Below are 17161 nucleotides of genomic sequence, written 5' to 3'. Positions count from 1 at the left end.
ATGCTAATGAGAATGCTTGTCAAAACTGTTTTGGGTTCGATTCAGGTAGGGCGATGAGTGGTCGGCGGGTTGATTGCGTAGCGCGAAGAATGCCCGCCACTTTTTGGCAGACATGAAAAAACCGGCGCAAGGCCGGTCTGTTCACTGAGCTGTCGACCTCAGTCGTCGAAGTCTTGCCAGCCGCCCATTTCTTTCCAGCGGTTGACGATGCCGCAGAACAGCTCAGCGGTCTTTTCGGTGTCGTAGCGTGCCGAGTGAGCTTCACGGCCGTCGAAGTCGATTCCGGCGGCCTGGCAGGCTTTGGCCAATACGGTCTGGCCGTAGGCGAGGCCGGCAAGCGTGGCCGTGTCGAAGCTGGAGAACGGGTGAAACGGGTTGCGCTTCATGTCCATCCGGGCGACAGCCGCGTTGACGAAGCCGAGGTCGAAGCTGGCGTTGTGACCGACCAGTACCGCGCGTTTGCAGCCATTGGCTTTAAGCGCCTTGCGCACGCCGCGGAAGATATCGTTAATTGCGGTCTCTTCGCTGACCGCCATGCGCAACGGGTGATCGAGCTTGATGCCGGTGAACTCCAGCGCAGCCGCCTCGATGTTGGCGCCCTCGAAGGGCTCGACGCGGAAAAAATAGGTGTGCTCGGGGAACACAAAGCCTTTTTCATCCATGCCGATGGTGACAGCGGCAATTTCCAGCAGGGCATCGGTGGCGGAGTTGAAACCACCGGTCTCGACGTCGACGACTACCGGCAGGTAGCCGCGAAATCGCGCTGCCATCGGGTGACGGGAACCGCCGCCACCGCCGTGGCCTTCGTGTTCTTCGTCAAAATGATCTTCACTCACGCGTGTTCCTCCAGACGCCAGCGCAGTGTTTCACCAGCGCGCAGCGGGATAACGGTCAACTCGCCAAACGGCAGGCTGGCAGGGGCGGTCCACTCGTCACGCACCAGCGTGATGGTGTCCTGATTGGCAGGCAGGCCATAGAACGCCGGACCGTGAAGGCTGGCGAAGCCCTCCAGCCTGTCCAGCGCGTTACGCTGTTCGAACGCTTCCGCGTACAGCTCGATCGCTGCGTAGGCCGTGTAGCAACCGGCACAACCGCACGCGTTTTCCTTGGCATGCTGAGCATGCGGTGCCGAGTCGGTGCCCAGGAAAAACTTGTTGCTGCCGCTGGTGGCCGCGTCGAGCAACGAAGCCTGATGCGTATTGCGCTTGAGGATCGGCAGGCAATAGAAGTGCGGACGAATCCCGCCGACCAGCATGTGGTTGCGGTTGTACAGCAGGTGGTGCGCAGTGATGGTCGCCGCCACATTGGCCGAGGCTTCGTTGACGAACTGCACGGCCTCGCCGGTGGTGATGTGTTCGAACACCACTTTGAGGGTCGGAAAGCGTTCGACCACACGACGCAGATGTTCGTCGATGAACACTTTTTCGCGATCGAAGACATCAATCTCGCCGCGTGTCACTTCCCCGTGTACCAACAGCAGCATGCCGACTTCGGCCATTGCCTCCAGGGCCGGGAAGATCTTGTCGATGCTGGTGACACCGGAATCCGAGTTGGTGGTCGCCCCGGCCGGATACAGTTTGGCAGCGTAGACAAAGCCGCTGGCCTTGGCTGTGCGGATGTCTTCGGGTGTGGTCTGGTCGGTGAGGTAAAGCACCATCAACGGTTCGAAGCGGCTGGCTGCCGGACGTGCGGCCAGAATGCGCTGGCGATAAGCGTCGGCTTGTTGCGCGTTGCGAACCGGAGGTACGAGGTTGGGCATGATGATTGCGCGGCCAAAAGTTCGCGCTACGTCGGCAACGGTATGAGGCAAGACAGCTCCGTCACGGAGGTGAATATGCCAGTCGTCGGGACGCAGAAGGGTCAGGCGGTCAGACATTGGGGATTCCAGGCGGGTCAAACTCGTTGGGAATGCTACCGGAAAAGCCTCTCTCAGGCATCCGCTATCAAGTTTTGCATGAAGTTACCGATAGCTCCCTTGTCAGTCAGCATTTTTCTGTTTCGCGTTCATTTCCAGTGGAGCCTCCCGTGCGCCAGCGATATTTAGCCCTGCTCAGCATGTTTGCCAGCCTTCCGGCGATGGCTATCAGTTTCCAGACGCGTCTGGAGAGCATCGAGTGGAAGGTCGAAGGCGATCAGTTCGAATGCCGCCTGACTCAGCCGATCACCGATTTCGGTGCGGGCGAGTTCGTGCGCCGTGCGGGAGAGCAGGCGACATTTCGCCTCAAGGCGTCCTATAACATGCTGGGCAATGGCTCTGCGACATTGCTGGCCGCCGCCGCGCCCTGGCAGCCTGGGCGTGGTGATATCAACTTGGGTTCAGTGCGCGTCATGAATGGCGACATTCCGTTCAACACTTCCCAAGCGCAGGCAGGGCGGCTGATCAGCGGCCTGATGGACGGGCGCAGCCCGCTGATTCGTCACTACAACCGCGACGGCGGTCTGATGGAAATACGCTTGCTACCTGTCAAATTCAGCAAGGCGTTCAGTGAATATCAGGCTTGTACCGCCAAGCTGTTGCCGATGAATTTCGATCAGATCAAACAGGCTGAAGTGGGTTTTCCTGGCGGTGGTATCGAGCTGGATGGCCGTGCAAAAGCGCGTCTGGACAACATGGTTGCCTACTTGAAGGCTGATCCGACCGTCAACCGCGTCGAGCTTGATGGCCATTCGGACAACAGCGGCAATCGCCTTACCAACCGTGACTTGTCTCGCCGCCGGGCACTGGCAGTCATGGACTATCTCAAGGCTCAGGGTATCCCGGAGCAGCAGATCACCTTGCGCTTCCACGGTGAGCGCTACCCGCTGGCGCCCAACACCAACGAAGCCAACCGCGCGCGCAACCGTCGGGTGAACGTACACCTTGAGCGCGTAGCGCCCGATGAGCGCCCGGTGCCTGTTGCCTCCTCGGCAAGCGCCGCACACACGTCCTGAGCCCTCGTCAGGCTGCTGGATACGTCGCCTTGTCGTCACAAGCTGTCGCGCCCCTGTAAATCTGCTGGCTTGAACGGTAGAATCCACGGTTTTCCGTACAACCCGGTGGAGTGATGGCATGGCGGACGTAAACAAGGTAGTTCTCGCGTATTCCGGTGGCCTGGACACTTCGGTGATCCTCAAGTGGCTGCAAGATACGTACAACTGCGAAGTGGTGACCTTTACCGCTGACCTGGGTCAGGGTGAAGAGGTCGAACCGGCACGCGCCAAGGCTCAGGCCATGGGCGTGAAAGAAATCTACATCGATGACCTGCGCGAAGAGTTCGTGCGCGATTTCGTGTTCCCGATGTTCCGTGCCAACACTGTCTACGAAGGCGAGTACCTGCTGGGTACTTCCATCGCTCGTCCATTGATCGCCAAGCGTCTGATCGAAATCGCCAATGAAACCGGCGCTGACGCCATCTCCCACGGCGCAACCGGCAAAGGCAACGACCAGGTGCGTTTCGAACTGGGTGCCTACGCGCTCAAGCCTGGCGTCAAGGTGATTGCTCCGTGGCGTGAGTGGGATTTGCTGTCGCGTGAAAAGCTGATGGATTATGCCGAAAAGCACAACATCCCGATCGAGCGTCACGGCAAGAAGAAATCCCCGTACTCGATGGACGCCAACCTGCTACACATTTCCTATGAAGGCGGCGTCCTGGAAGACACCTGGACCGAGCACGAAGAAGACATGTGGCGCTGGACCAAGTCCCCCGAGGACGCGCCAAACGTGGCGACCTATCTTGAGCTGACCTATCGCAATGGCGATATCGTTGCGCTGGATGGTGTCGAGATGACCCCTGCCACTGTTCTGGCAACCCTGAACCGCATCGGCGGCGAGAATGGTATCGGGCGTCTGGATATCGTGGAAAACCGTTACGTGGGCATGAAGTCCCGTGGCTGCTACGAAACCCCGGGCGGCACCATCATGCTGCGTGCCCACCGCGCAATCGAATCGATCACCCTGGACCGTGAAGTTGCTCACCTGAAGGATGAGTTGATGGCCAAATACGCCAGCCTGATCTACACCGGTTACTGGTGGAGCCCTGAGCGTCTGATGCTGCAACAGATGATCGACGCGTCTCAGGCTCACGTGAACGGCGTGGTACGTCTGAAGCTGTACAAGGGCAACGTGATCGTGACTGGCCGCAAGTCCGATGACTCGCTGTTCGATGCCAATATCGCGACCTTCGAAGACGATGCTGGCGCTTACGACCAGGCCGACGCTGCAGGCTTCATCAAGCTGAACGCACTGCGCATGCGGATTGCCGCAAACAAGGGCCGCAAGCTGTTCTGAAGACAGCAGGTGGTTTGGCAAGTGCAGCCCCTCGCAGGGCTGCACTTGATGATCTGGCTGGCGCGTAAAGCGCTTCAAGTTTTAACGCTTCGTATGACCTGCAGGGCGCGGCTCCTTTCCTGGACCAGCGCAGGTCACGTCTTTGACTCAAGTTTCCTGACACTTTGATCATTGCTGTTGAGTTTATCAACGCGGATACCGCTGGGCGTTCTACGCGTTTTAACGTCGCGGTATTGTTTTGATGAATCAAATACGGTCTGCAGTGTGTATTGATGAAGGCCTGCTTTCGACAGGAAAAGAAACAGGCATAGGCTTTGCCATGTTTTCCTACACAGACTGTCGTTGTTAAGGACGCTATAACCGAGTTTTTCAGTCGCGTATTCGGCACTCTTCGCACACGGCGGCTATTTCAACGCAACGGCTTTATTGAGTGTGCGGGTCAGCAGTACCTGGCGCCGAGTCAGGCTGCTTAGGCGTATCGCTTTCTCGCTGTTGCCTGAACTCATATCGATAGGCCTTGCCGATGTTCCAGATCTGGCGAACGCTGAGGTCGAGCAACTGAGCGATTTCAGAAGCAGCGTAGCCGAGGGCCGAATAGTGCATGGCGTGGCCCGCTACGACATCATCGACATCAGCAGTATCATTGCGTCCCTCTCTCCTGAGGCTACGCACAGGCTGGCTGTAATGTATCCTCACTTTATGTTCCGTTGCCAGTTGGCGAACATCCTTCTTGGTCATACGCAATGAGTACTGCAGGGCGTTGACCCCCGCGCCCTTTGCAACAAGGCACTTCAGTAATTCCACTTTGCCTGTGAGTTCCAGGGCAGAGGTATTATCGGTGGGTGTCGGATTCGATGAACCCGCTGTTTCTCCCTCCGGTATGACGGCAATAACCCCGCCGGTGGCGACGAACCGCTCTATGGCAGTGGCCAGTTCCAGAGCGGTACGTGGCGGTGAAGGCGAACGAACGTATTTATTGTCCATGATAGGTCCCTTTTTGAACATGGTTATACACATGGCCCATTCAAAAGAGTTGGCAGACACTTTGAGGTCTTGTCATCAGGCAGAGGTGCCCGACCGGCCATGTATGCAGTACCCGAATCCATCCGGCCGGTGTGATAGACCGAGCTCGTCTAACTACTGTTGCTCATGAAGTACGTGAGTGAAATACGCATTGATATAGCCTCTTGAGAAGCATATTCAATGGCAATAAATAACGGTGTTAATGCCAAAAAAGTAACGACTGGTAATAGAATTTGCAAGGAGAAAATGGTGCCTGGATGGAATTGATTTGAAAGTATTTAAAAGGTCTTACATGTTTTATTTTTGCGTCCCTGATTTTTGTAGTACGTTTCCTATTCGGCTGACCATGGCTGGATCTGAAATGAGATTTGGTATTTGCTACTTGTCGAATGAGCTGCTTTTAGTCTTGAATGACGTAGGCTCATGCTAAGGTGTCTGTAAGATATTGCTTCAGCACAGGCTCGTGCGGTTAAATCATAATGCCGTGAGGCCTGAGCGCTAACGATGTGTCGAGTGCTCAGCCTGGCGTTCTGTTGTAGGAGATTTCCTTAAATTATATAGGATGTTTCTTTAAATAAATATTTGTACAATATTCTGTATTCAATGTGTAATTTTTACTCGTGGTTTACGTATGTACGGTGTGAGTGATCGCTATCAGTCGCCCCGTGTGGCGTGCAGGCGTCGGTGCCAGGAAAGAGGCGCTTATCTTGACAGGACCGCACTATTTTAATCGCCACGTTCTGCGCGTCTCTGTCATGTAGATGCCTGAGTATCAAGAACTGTCGTGTCATCAGCATCTTGAAATTCGGCCATGACGCCCGGGCGTTTTGCTTCAGGAGTATTCAGGCGGACAGGAGGTTTTTTTCACTTTGCTGGCTATGCGCCATGCGTCAATTTGTTTTGATGCTGATAAAAAGACGGTTTTACAAAGTTTTTAACAGGCCCGACAAGATCATTTTTGACGATGAAACGTCTGGTCATGTTCATCTATCGACTGGAGTCGCGATGCTTACGCCGCCGCTCCAGCAATAATTCAACAGGTTCCGAAAAGGAAGGCTCTGTGAAAATTAATAAAAAATGTACGTTAGTGCCGAGTTTTGTAGGAAGTTTCTGCTGTACTTGTAGGAATGGTCTTTGGCTGTCAGTCCTTAAGGGTGAGCGCAATGCAAAGCACTAAACGACTAAGTTATTGTGCTGGCTCTGAAAATTCGAATAGCGAAAAATGGACTGCCCATGAATAAAGTGCTGATCGTGGATGATCATCTTATCCGTTCGTCTGAGAAGTGCTATTTTTAGGTTGTAGGGAACGGCAAGCGAGCTACGCTGTTATTTTCTACCTAAGCGATGAAGAAAATGTCTTCTTATCAGTTGGTTTACACGGATCCAAACTTTCTCGTAGAAAACAATTACGGTAAGGTTGCTCACGTTCCATGTATCTTTGATGCAAGGCCTGGATTTCATCGTTTGGGAAGTGAGTATCTCATCGACCGGGCTTTGGGTAGGTGGTCGCCAACGAGGGTTGAAACACGGAGCTTTGTCAGACCACCTTCTTCCAAAAGCATAAAAAATTATGGCAGTTGGCTGTGCAATTTCCTGGAATGGTGCGGCTGCAGATTGATTGATCCGCTAAATATTGATGTTGTAGAAGATCTAATAGGTAAGTATCAACGCGAGATGATTGAGGGTGTCTGGTCGCGAGATAATCGAAGTCTGAGTGAGAAGACGATCAATGTAAGAGTTGATTCGGCATTGGATTTCCTGGCGTGGGCAGAGTTTCGAGGGTACAGAATCCGGAAACAGGATGCGCAATACATTATATATGATGATAAATCTTTAGTTGCTGATAATCGTCGTGCACGCGCAAAAACCTCTTCGGGTACACGGTTGAGAGAAAGCAACAGCTTTATTGTACTGCCTGATACACAAGCGTTGATAAGTTGGCGTGCAAGGGTCGGCTCAAGGCCCGTTAGAGGCAATACTGAAGTTTTAATAGTTGACCTAATTATGGAGTCCGCTATCAGGATCACCGAAGCATCTTGTTGGCGTGTTGATACATTGCCGTTGGCCATGGATGATTGGGATATTATTAATCCTGCAATGCCTGATAGATTAAAGTTGGTTTCGCTGAAGATATGCTACGGTACCAAAGGGCCCGATTACGGATATTCTCATGGTGACAAGATAGGGCCAGAAGGCCGTATACGTATCTCTTACGAACTTGCACTTAGGATCCATTACTATCGAAAAAACGATCGCCCTCATGCTTTAGGGATTGCTATAAAATCCGCGGTTACCTTGAAAGCTCAGCGGAGGATACGTGACGAATCTGTACAATTGTTTTTGAATCCAGTATCAGGGCTTAGATACACCGCGGATCAGATTTATGAAGTCTGGAGGTTAGCGACTCCTCCCAAAGGATGGAGCCCTCACAAAGCGAGAGATTATTGGGCATGCTCTCTATTGTGGGAGCGAATGGATGAGCAAAGGAGGATGCTGGTTAAATTTGCAGGAACCGAGTTTGAAAGCGAACTGCTGATTTCACTTAGAACTAATGCCGAAACTTGTATTTTGTTAGAAATACTTCCACAGCTGCGGCATAAATCAAAAGAGACAACCCTTATCTATCTAAAGTGGTTTACTGACAACTCGTCGTTCGCATTAAATTTTCATTTAAAATGGACTGAAGAGCTTTGTAGTGACTCGGACAAGAACTGTGATTAGGTTCTATAATAAGAATCACGCCGCGGCGGATGGTTCCCTTATTCCGGCTTTACTGGTTCCCGAAAAAATAACTCCTGAAAGTTTGCTGGTTTTCTGGACCCATCACCCCGTTAAACCCACGCTGGTTGATCTACAAATTTTTGATACGGGCAATCTCGATTCCGATACCCGCTGCAAGCATAAATTTTCGGGCCGGCCAACGTTGATACGTCAAATCGCCCCATTTTTTAAATTAATATCCCGTTATTATTCTAAATCTACTTTGAATACAGTTAGGTATTCAATGCGTAGCTGGTTTTCCTTAATGGATGATGTCGAAAAGGAAGCCGCTCTTCTAGGTGTGGATTTCGCAAAAATTGAAGATGTGTGTGATCTTAGTTTTATTCACTATCAAGAGGCGTGCAAAAAAAATATTAAAGGCGACAGGTTTCGTTTTTTTTTAATTATCGTCAATACGATACGGCAGGATCGTGGACTCCCAAAGCTCTATTGGGCGGTAGGTGAAAAAAAACCTGTGGCGCGTTACCTACCTCACGCACGGCCAGTGCTTTTGTTAAGAGGTATATTGAAAGAAAACTGGGAGCTGACTCGTAAACGTTGGATGAAATTAGACATCATGAGAACGGATGGCTTTGAACCGTCGACAGTTTTTGAATCAAAATTATGTCGTGAGTGGGAGTTTTTAAAAGCCGCTCAGATACGATGTTCTCAAGTTTTTCCAAGCGGCGATCAATTAAGAGATGGATCGAACCCAAAAGATTTTACTGCTCGGACCGGCTTTCGTCTCTATGAAATGTGGGTAAATCAGTTTGAAAACGGAACGGATATCAACTCAGCGTTTCATATGTGTCTTGCTGTGACTGCATGGAACCCGGCAGTGCTGTTATCACTTGATGCTTCGTGCTCTGAAGAGTGGCTGCACGACCATCCGAGCGATCAGACTTGTTTTGTTCTAATAGGAACAAAAGCGAGGGCTGGAGGAAACGCACAACCTATTGTCGGACTGTGGAAAACCAAGTTTGGCGCAGGCTCTATAATTAGGCTTGTCTTAGAGCGTACTAATTACCTTCGTAGACAGTTGATTCACGATTTGGCGGAAGAAAATGCTAAATTAGATAAATTGATTTCATTGCAAGCACCACATCTGGATATATTGAAGCAATACGAGAAGGTAGTGCAGCTTCAAGAGGGAACAAAAAGCGTGTGGTTATACGTTGCTAGAAAAGGCGGTATCAGCTGGATCAATGAGTCTAAGGGGGCGAAGGTTGGGCATATCACATACCTGACTACAGTGCTACATGAAACCAACCAGAGACTACGGCACGCTGGCCAAGAAGTCATAGAAAACTTCACCCCTTCAGACTTTAGAGATGCGTTTGCTGAGTATGTCTGGCGTCATAGTGGAGGAAATGTGGTAGCCGTAATGCGCGCACTAACGCATTCGAGAGTATCTACCACTCAGAAATATCTTGATAACAACCTTTTTAATGCTGAGAGGGATGGGCAATTTGTAAGCTTTGTTGGAAACCTTTTTTTGCTTATAAAAGAAGGTAATGTGCAGCCTTCTTTACTTGCTTACATGCAGAAAATCGGCGATGTCTCGGCACAGCAAAAGGATCAATTGGATTTACATCGACAGATCCTGCAGAGCAGGATCGGAGTAGGGTGCAGCAACCCTCTAAATCCGCCAGAGCGCCTACAATCCAAAAAAGGGGGTTTTGTAGCGCTCATCGGTGCTTAGTATGTCCTGAAAATGCCGTAATTCTTAGAGAGTCGCTTGATGGCATATCGATGCGTGTCGAGGAGTTGATAGAGATAAAATTTCAAATTCCAATTGAGGCGTGGATGTCTTCAGATTTTCAAATAGAACTTCAAAATGGAATATATGCGCTTGGTAATTTTGATCGTAAGCAAGTGGATCAATCTCGCAATCTATGGCGATCTAAAATATCCTCTGGCTCGCATCATGTTCCTGGGTTGACTATCAATCGGCGGAGAGACAAAAGTGAGATTAACCGCTAAGAGAGATTGGCCGCTTAATGTCATTAATCACGGTGCTTGGACCGGCTCTGGCATAGTGCTGGAGCGAATACAACATATGCACACTGAAGAAATAGCCGAATTCCAAGCCATGATTGGCCATGGTCATAGCTACGGTCGTTGGGAGACGCCTAAAGAAATGATTGGGCGTACTCTCACCCCTGCGAAAGCTACGATAATACTTAGGGATAGAGTGATACAGCATCTTCCAGAAAGCTATCAACCCACGCCGGCTCTTATATCGTTGCTGGATGAGGCGGAAATGTGGCTGGCGCGTTATGCTCTTTTGATCAGGCTTGGGCCTAGTTCGTCTAGGCGTACTAATGGCTATTTTTTAGATCCTACAACTATAGCTAATATACTATATGCATCTATTCCGAAAATACTAGCGGCTGGTATTGTAAATAGATATGAAAACGCAGATTTGTTGGGGTTGGTGTCATGCCTCACCACCTCCCAGATAGATGGATATATGAAGGGGGCGCAACTACATCGGCTAGAAGTCAGAAGAATGCATAAGCTCGTAGAGCTTGGGTTATGGAATGACGGTCCTAGTGCACAGTTTTATTCCGGAACGTTGGATCCGGCGGGGGGGCGTACGGAGATCTGCCCCGAGGACAGAAAAAATCCCTGGCAACCTTTGCCCGATAGCTATCTTTCGTCCATGGGGCAAAAAGTTATTTCACTGGCTGAGCTCGTCGGTCCCAAGGTGATCGCTATATTGTTGGAAGTATCTAAATGCCCACAAGACTCTTTCGCTGAGTCCGTGCGGAAGGTCTTAGATGGCTATGATTGGGGTGAGTGTACTACAGATTTAGAACCTATTATTAACCTTGGGTCTGTTTATAAGAACTCAAAAAACAACGAGACTATATGGCCTCCAAGAGATTTTAGCGAGCTAAAAGTTCTTTGTGGTGCCCTCCAGTCGGCACATCTCTGGCTTTTATTTATAGCAATGGGGGGCCGGTGTCAGGAAGTGTTGTCTGTACGTCGGGATGCAATTGTAGAAACGAGCGGTGGTACTTATCGAGTGAAAGGCCGAACTTTTAAATTCGTTTTGTCGCATTTCGGTGAAGAGCGAATTTGGAATATTCCACCTAGCATCGCGGTATTTCTTGTGCAACAGTCAGATTTGGTTGCAGCAATTTCGAAAGCTTACGTCGCTCGCCAAAGTATTGTGCCGGCTAGTTTAGATTATCTATTTGTGAAACTTACTGATAAAGGGCAAGGAGAATGGTTTTATCCGCTCGTTGATGCAAATCATGCGCTTATCAGCTTGGCAAAACGACTTGGATTTAGTCCGAATCCAGGCGGGCATCGGATTCATACTCATCGATTTAGAAAAACTGTTGCGAGGCTAGCCGCACTTGCTATTACAGAGAGCCCTATGGTTCTCAAAAATATATTCGGACATCAGAACATAGAGCAAACGTTGAGCTATATGCTCAGTGATAAGTCGTTGCAGGCCGATATTGCCTTAGTTGCGCGAGAATTGAGGATTTTAAGGTGCAGTAACATTTTAGAGGTCGTTCGTGATGCTAACGAATGCAGAGACGGAACCTACGCCGGCTATGGCGGTGGAGCGATGCCATCAGTTATGGCGGCGATTAGAGCTAAAAATAGGGAAGTTTCGTCGGCCGGTGAACAATGGAATGATAAGACCACTTTAGAGTTGGCCACGCTTCTTAGCCTCAATGGTGAGGGGTATCGGATAATACGTCCCGGAGTTATCTGCATCAAACCTGGGAAGTCATTTACACCTTGTAATTGTGGTAGTGATTGTGTGAGTCGAATTGAAGATAGGTTGGCACGGCGAGATGTTGAGTTAGTTTTTTCTGCTCTTTTGGCGCAGGGCTCAGACGCCCATGCGTCGGGAAATTTACTTTTGCTGTCCAATATTCTTGACCAATGTTCCAACGAGCTTTCGAGATTTGAAGGTATTGAGATTTCTGAATCTGATCTTGTTGAGTATAGGCGGTTGATCACTTCTCTGGAGTTGGCATGTGAGTAACTATAAGGATGCGGCCGTGAAGAATGGGGCTCTACGTACTCTGGGTGTCAGGACAAGAATTCTGGCCGCCATGGTAGAAATTGAGCAAGAAATACAGGCTTCTGGCGGTTTTTATTTAGCTAATAATGGACGGCTTAGTAAAAGCGAGTTGTGCCGCCGTGCAGGGTTGGGTAAAACTACAATTTTTGCTGTACAGCATTCTATACTGAGCGATTCGATAGATGAATGGTTGGAAAAATTAAATAATATTTCAAAGCGGAGCTCCAGTCGTCGTAATGCATCTGAGTTAGCGTCTGCATGGAAGAGCAGGTATTTGGCACTTTCGAATTCTCATCATAAAACAGAGCTGGATTTAATTTCCATGAAAGCTAAGTATGATCATCTCTCCAATATCTATGACGACCTAAGACTAGAAAATGCGTCTCTGCGCGCAGCATTAGAAAAATTTGAGGCCAAAGTTATAGTTCCGATAAAATTGAGATAGTGGCTGTGATTTTGTTATCAGTGCACATCGGCATTAGCTCCACCTAAGCAGAATTTCGAATATTAGAACAGTGTGTGCAGACTCATTCTTATGCCATGGGCATGGGGGATGCGAAAAAACTTGGACTGGTTATGCCGTTAAGACTAGGCTTTCACGATACTCAATGGGACTGAGCGCGCTGAGGGAAATCTTTATACGTTTTTCGTTGTACCAGCGAATGTATGAATTCAAGTTCTGAATGAACTGCTCGATGCTCGTTGACTGCCAGTTGCGAGGATTGAACAGCTCCGTTTTCAGTCGGCCGAAGAAACCTTCACAAGCCGCGTTGTCAGGTGAGCAGCCTTTGCGCGACATCGAACGAATCAGCTTCGCATCAGTCTTCACGCACATCGGGACTCAGCTTATTCATTCGCCTCTATCCATGTCGTCATAGCCTCAGTTTTGTACCACTATTTGTCGAAGAGTCGCAGCGCTGACTCCACGACGCACAGCTTTCGACCTAAGGCAACCTGTCCTTACGGGCAGAAAATGTCTAGGGGCGTACGGTGGACACAGTGATGACAAATGGGTAGCGTCCTCGACGCAGCTTTCGAATCTAGTGTGCTGTTTTCGAAATAGCTTACTTTCCTTGCGCGGCTTCAAGCACCTCACGCGCACGTTGAATTTTGTTCAAAATATCTTCTCCCTTTGCGTTCCAAACGTATCGGGTCGGCTGAGCATTGCGTAACGCCATGAACGTTGTGATGGAGCTTTCTAACTCACGCACGGAGGCAAAGCTGCCGTCACGCAAGTACACGGTAATGTCTCGAAAGAAGCGCTCAACCATGTTCATCCAAGAGCTGGAGGTTGGTGTGAAATGAATATGAAAACGCGGATGCTTCGCCAGCCAGGCTTTCACTGCGGCATGCTTGTGGGTAGCGTAGTTATCGACGATCAGATGAAGCTGGAGGTGCTTGGGCGTTTCTTTATTGATCTTGTCTAGTCCTGAAATAGGTTTACACCTGTTTCACGCTCAAAATGCCCGATGCACCGCATCGGGCGTTTTGTATTTCAGAGCTAAGTGTGGCCGCTCCCCATTGTAGATCTGCACTGATTCATCAACCATTTTCACTGCATCTGCCAAGTCTTTAGGGCGACGGAGTAGAAACTCGGTCTTCAAAATCCCGTTTACTCGCTCGGCCATAGCGTTCTGATAGCAGTCATAGCCATCCGTCATCGAGCACCGGATTCCATGCCTGGTATGCAGCTGCTGATAGAGATCGGAACAGTACTGGACGCCGCGATCTGAATGATGAATCAGCATCTGATCGGTTTTTCGCTCTCCTACCGCTTTTTCCAGTGCCTTTATCACCGATTGGGCATGCAGGCTTTCATGCACGTGATGGCCAACGATCTTGCGTGAGTACGCATCTGTTACAAGGCTCATGTAGGCCACGCTTTCCTGCGTAGGCAGGTAAGTTATGTCTGCAACCCAGACCTGTTCGGGTCCATGGGCCACGACTTGTTGCGGACCTGCTTTGAGCAGGTTGGGGTGGCGACGGAAGCGATGATGGCTATGAGTGGTCTTGTGATAAGCCCGTTTGCGCGGAACCAGCTCGCGCGCATCACGAAGGATGGTAAACATACGATCTCTACCCACGCACAACGACGCAGGAGCTTCGACGCTCATCAAGTAGTGCAGCTTGCGCGTTCCCAGCCTGGGCTGGCGACGCCGCTTTTCCAAAACGAAGTCCACCACCTCTTGGTCTCGGCAGACCCTCGCGTCAAAAGCGCGATTACGCTTGTAATACGCTTGGCGCGAAATCCCCATGAACAGGCAAGCCCTGGTAATGCTCAGGTCTTGGATTTGCCCTTGCGAGAGGACTTGCCGGGTCGCTTTTTTACGACAGAAACGCCGTAGTCATTTTTCAGAACGTTGACGACGGCTTCAAAGAACTGAGCCTTCTGGTTGCTCAGCGCCAGCTGTTCTTCAAGCTCTTTAATCCGCTGCTCGGGTGTCGGCGGGAGGGTTGGCTCGGTCATGGACCTGCTCCTCTGCTCTCGAATTGATGCGCCTTGGCTCCAATCCTGTCGACCGTGCTTTCGTAACCAGACCAGCACCGTCGACCGGCCTTGGATGCCATAGCGTCGTTGGGCTTCTTTATAACTCAACTCGCCTTTTTCAACTTGATCTACGACCGATAATTTAAAGGCTAGCGTGTAATCGCGCTGGCTGCGCCTTTTACCCGAATCCATTGAGTCCTCCTGAGGAAAGTTCAGAAGGTGTAAACCTTATTCAGGACGGGACATCTTCTTGAGAAAGGCCAGCCACTCTTGATGCCGGTGCTGACGCTCGATGCTGCTGATCAATTTCCCTTGGAGGTAATCCAGTGCGGCGAATAACGTAACCGTGCCATGGCGGGTGTAATCATGGGATTTAGTCTGGATATGGCCGATGCCCAAAGGTAAACCCGGCTGTGTTCGCTCCAATGCCTGAACCTGACTTTTCTCATCGCAGCACAACACCAAAGCCTTGTCCGGCGGAGCCAGATAGAGCCCGATCACATCCCAGAATTTCTCCTCAAACTGCGGATCGTTGGACAACTTGAATGTGCGCGTCAGGTGAGGCTTTAAATCATTGGCAGCCCACAACTTATGGACGGTGGTCGAGGAAATACCCGCTGCCCTTGCCATGCTCCGACAGCTCCAGCGCGGTTCTCCGATGCGGGGTCGGGTGACCTGTTCCAAGACCCGGCGAACCGTTTCCTCAGGCAACGATGACTTGCGTCCACGCCCAGGCTCATCGACCAGTCCATCCAGTCGGTGTGCTTGGAAACGCTGACACCAGAGCGTGATTGTTGGGCAGGAAAAGCCCGTCAACCGTGCAATGTTGTCTCGGGTTTCGCCTTCGGCAGCCAGCAAGATTATGCGGGCTCGCCGACCTTCTCGCTGAGGGATGGTGGCAGAGCGAACGCGCCGTTTGAGTTCGATCGTTTCTTCAGGGCTAAGCGTGATGTCCAGAGCGCTCACGATAAGCTCTCCAAGGCTGGGATGGCATCTGAAGTGTAGCCGAAAATAACGAAAAGCTATTTCGCGAACAGCACACTAGAGGGCAGCAGAACTTGCCGTCGAAATTGTCGTGATTCCCTCTAGGCAATGTCGCGTTTGCCGCGACTGTAGTGGTCTAATGATTCCGGACACTCATTTAGGCGAGAATATCGCCAGATATAGAGGTGTCTGATGACCAAGCAACGCCGTACCTTCTCCGCTGAATTCAAACGTGAGGCCGCAGGCCTCGTGCTCGATCAAGGTTATAGCCATGTCGAAGCTTCTCGCTCGCTTGGAGTGGTCGAGTCTGCGCTGCGTCGCTGGGTTAGCCAGCTCCAGCAGGAGCGCAATGGCGTGACGCCTCAGAGCAAAGCCCTGACGCCCGAGCAGCAGAAAATTCAGGAGCTGGAAGCGCGCATCGCTCGTCTTGAGCGGGAGAAATCCATTTTAAAAAAGGCTACCGCGCTCTTGATGTCGGAAGAACACGAGCGCTTGCGCTGATCGATCAGCTAGGTGCCCATGAGCCGATCGAATTGCTGTGCGAGATGTTCGAGACACCTCGCTCGTGCTACTACGACCATTGCCAGCGGCGTCGGGCTCCAGACACCGAGCGGGTTCGTTTACTCAGTCGAGTCAATGAGCTGTTCGGGCAAAGTCGAAGCGCTGCTGGCAGCCGCAGTATCGTTTCGGTATTGCAGGAAGATGGCGAGCAAATTGGCCGGTTCAAGGTACGTGGCCTGATGCGGGAACTGGGATTAATCAGCAAGCAACCTGGCTCTCATGCTTATAAAAAAGCAACAGTGGAGAGGCCTGACATTCCGAACATTTTGAATCGGCAGTTCGATGTACCCGCGCCCAATCAGGTTTGGTGTGGCGACATCACCTACATCTGGGCGCAAGGAAAATGGCATTACCTGGCGGTGGTTATGGATCTTTATGCGCGTCGGGTGGTGGGCTGGGCGTTTTCAAACAAACCGGACACGGACTTGGTCATCAAGGCGCTGGACATGGCTTATGAGCAACGCGGCAAGCCTCAGGGCCTGCTGTTTCACTCAGATCAGGGCTCCCAATATGGGAGCCGACAGTTTCGCCAGCGGCTTTGGCGATACCGCATGCGCCAGAGCATGAGTCGCCGAGGTAATTGCTACGACAACTCGCCGATGGAGCGTGTATTCCGCAGCTTGAAAACCGAGTGGATACCCGCCGTGGGCTACATGACGGCCCAAGAGGCACAGCGGGATATCAGTCATTATCTGATGCATCGCTACAACTGGGTTCGGCCACACCAGTTCAATAATGGACTGGCACCCGCTCAGTACGAGAAAAAACTTAACGTCGTGTCCGGGATCAGTTGACCACTACAATACCACCCTGTGCAATGTCTGCGCTGAGTTGGAAATAATTGACCTTGGCCGGCCAGCACCTAACTGCACAGGGAGATCGACCCTGGAACGAGAAGCTTTGGTTCCTTCAGCACGAGGCTCAATGGCGGCACAGTGCGAATCTGATCCTCAAAAGAAATCAGCCCTGCACGCCAGATGCGTGCAGGGCTTTTTTGTTTTACGCGATTGAGCGCTGGCGCGCGCCG

Annotated in this window: 11 protein-coding genes and 3 pseudogenes; 7 read left to right on the top strand and 7 right to left on the bottom strand. The window is 50.9% G+C overall.

Annotated elements, in window-relative coordinates; translation table 11 throughout:
* Positions 1-158: 158 nt before the first annotated feature.
* The gene (rnt, locus tag I9H09_RS18320; RefSeq protein WP_055003530.1) at positions 159-836 is read right to left on the bottom strand and encodes a ribonuclease T; all 678 of its coding nucleotides are present in this window, start codon (positions 834-836) and stop codon (positions 159-161) included.
* Positions 833-1876 carry a dihydroorotase gene (gene pyrC, locus I9H09_RS18315; protein WP_005889346.1) on the bottom strand — a complete coding sequence of 348 codons (1044 nt, stop codon included), beginning with the start codon at positions 1874-1876 and terminating at the stop codon, positions 833-835. Before pyrC ends, rnt begins: the two co-directional genes overlap by 4 nt.
* 149 nt (positions 1877-2025) lie before the next feature.
* Here pyrC and I9H09_RS18310 point away from each other — a divergent pair, with 149 nt between their 5' ends.
* Positions 2026-2931 (top strand): flagellar protein MotY, encoded by a 906-nt coding sequence (locus I9H09_RS18310; RefSeq protein WP_122324049.1) that lies wholly within the window; start codon positions 2026-2028, stop codon positions 2929-2931.
* Positions 2932-3049: 118 nt separating this feature from the next.
* Positions 3050-4267 carry an argininosuccinate synthase gene (locus I9H09_RS18305; RefSeq protein ID WP_003412906.1) on the top strand — a complete coding sequence of 406 codons (1218 nt, stop codon included), beginning with the start codon at positions 3050-3052 and terminating at the stop codon, positions 4265-4267.
* Positions 4268-4690: 423 nt separating this feature from the next.
* Here the strand turns inward: I9H09_RS18305 and I9H09_RS18300 are convergent, their stop codons facing one another.
* The gene (locus I9H09_RS18300; protein WP_235662975.1) at positions 4691-5251 is read right to left on the bottom strand and encodes a hypothetical protein; all 561 of its coding nucleotides are present in this window, start codon (positions 5249-5251) and stop codon (positions 4691-4693) included.
* A gap of 1392 nt (positions 5252-6643) precedes the next feature.
* Between I9H09_RS18300 and I9H09_RS18295 the strand changes: the two genes are divergently transcribed.
* From I9H09_RS18295 to I9H09_RS18280, 4 genes are all read left to right on the top strand, one after another.
* A complete protein-coding gene (locus I9H09_RS18295; RefSeq protein WP_147468075.1) occupies positions 6644-8011 on the top strand; it encodes a hypothetical protein in 1368 nt (455 codons plus the stop codon).
* The gene (locus I9H09_RS18290; protein ID WP_248972579.1) at positions 7986-9752 is read left to right on the top strand and encodes a site-specific integrase; all 1767 of its coding nucleotides are present in this window, start codon (positions 7986-7988) and stop codon (positions 9750-9752) included. Before I9H09_RS18295 ends, I9H09_RS18290 begins: the two co-directional genes overlap by 26 nt.
* 264 nt (positions 9753-10016) lie before the next feature.
* Positions 10017-12062, top strand: coding sequence for a site-specific integrase (locus I9H09_RS18285; RefSeq protein WP_236502658.1), 2046 nt, complete (start codon positions 10017-10019; stop codon positions 12060-12062).
* Positions 12055-12546, top strand: coding sequence for a hypothetical protein (locus I9H09_RS18280; RefSeq protein WP_122347579.1), 492 nt, complete (start codon positions 12055-12057; stop codon positions 12544-12546). The genes I9H09_RS18285 and I9H09_RS18280 overlap by 8 nt, the downstream gene beginning before the upstream one ends.
* A gap of 129 nt (positions 12547-12675) precedes the next feature.
* Here the strand turns inward: I9H09_RS18280 and I9H09_RS18275 are convergent.
* From I9H09_RS18275 to I9H09_RS18260, 4 genes and pseudogenes are all read right to left on the bottom strand, one after another.
* Positions 12676-12921: pseudogene (locus tag I9H09_RS18275) on the bottom strand (IS3 family transposase); the annotation flags it as partial.
* Between the two features lie 244 nt (positions 12922-13165).
* A pseudogene (locus I9H09_RS18270) lies at positions 13166-13528 on the bottom strand (transposase); the annotation flags it as partial.
* Positions 13529-13558: 30 nt separating this feature from the next.
* Positions 13559-14781 (bottom strand): IS3 family transposase gene (locus I9H09_RS18265; protein WP_183136713.1). Its coding sequence is split into 2 segments (ribosomal slippage): positions 13559-14430 and positions 14430-14781, totalling 1224 coding nucleotides; the frame shifts between segments, so codons are not numbered across the junction.
* Between the two features lie 45 nt (positions 14782-14826).
* A pseudogene (locus tag I9H09_RS18260) lies at positions 14827-15555 on the bottom strand (IS630 family transposase); the annotation flags it as partial.
* Between the two features lie 210 nt (positions 15556-15765).
* Between I9H09_RS18260 and I9H09_RS18255 the strand changes: the two are divergent.
* A protein-coding gene (locus tag I9H09_RS18255; RefSeq protein ID WP_122346372.1) for an IS3 family transposase occupies positions 15766-16928 on the top strand; the annotation gives its coding sequence in 2 pieces (ribosomal slippage) (positions 15766-16021 and positions 16021-16928; 1164 coding nt in all).
* The last annotated feature ends 233 nt before the right edge of the window (positions 16929-17161 follow it).

The sequence above is a fragment of the Pseudomonas tremae genome (assembly GCF_023278125.1).
Classification (GTDB): domain Bacteria; phylum Pseudomonadota; class Gammaproteobacteria; order Pseudomonadales; family Pseudomonadaceae; genus Aquipseudomonas; species Aquipseudomonas tremae.
This window is presented reverse-complemented; position numbering and strand designations above follow the sequence as displayed.

Bases quoted from the DNA above. Each gene is read 5' to 3' on its own strand.
- pyrC (WP_005889346.1), bottom strand. From the start codon at position 1,876: ATGTCTGACCGCCTGACCCTTCTGCGTCCCGACGACTGGCATATTCAC.
- I9H09_RS18305 (WP_003412906.1), top strand. From the start codon at position 3,050: ATGGCGGACGTAAACAAGGTAGTTCTCGCGTATTCCGGTGGCCTGGAC.
- I9H09_RS18300 (WP_235662975.1), bottom strand. From the start codon at position 5,251: ATGGACAATAAATACGTTCGTTCGCCTTCACCGCCACGTACCGCTCTG.
- I9H09_RS18295 (WP_147468075.1), top strand. From the start codon at position 6,644: ATGTCTTCTTATCAGTTGGTTTACACGGATCCAAACTTTCTCGTAGAA.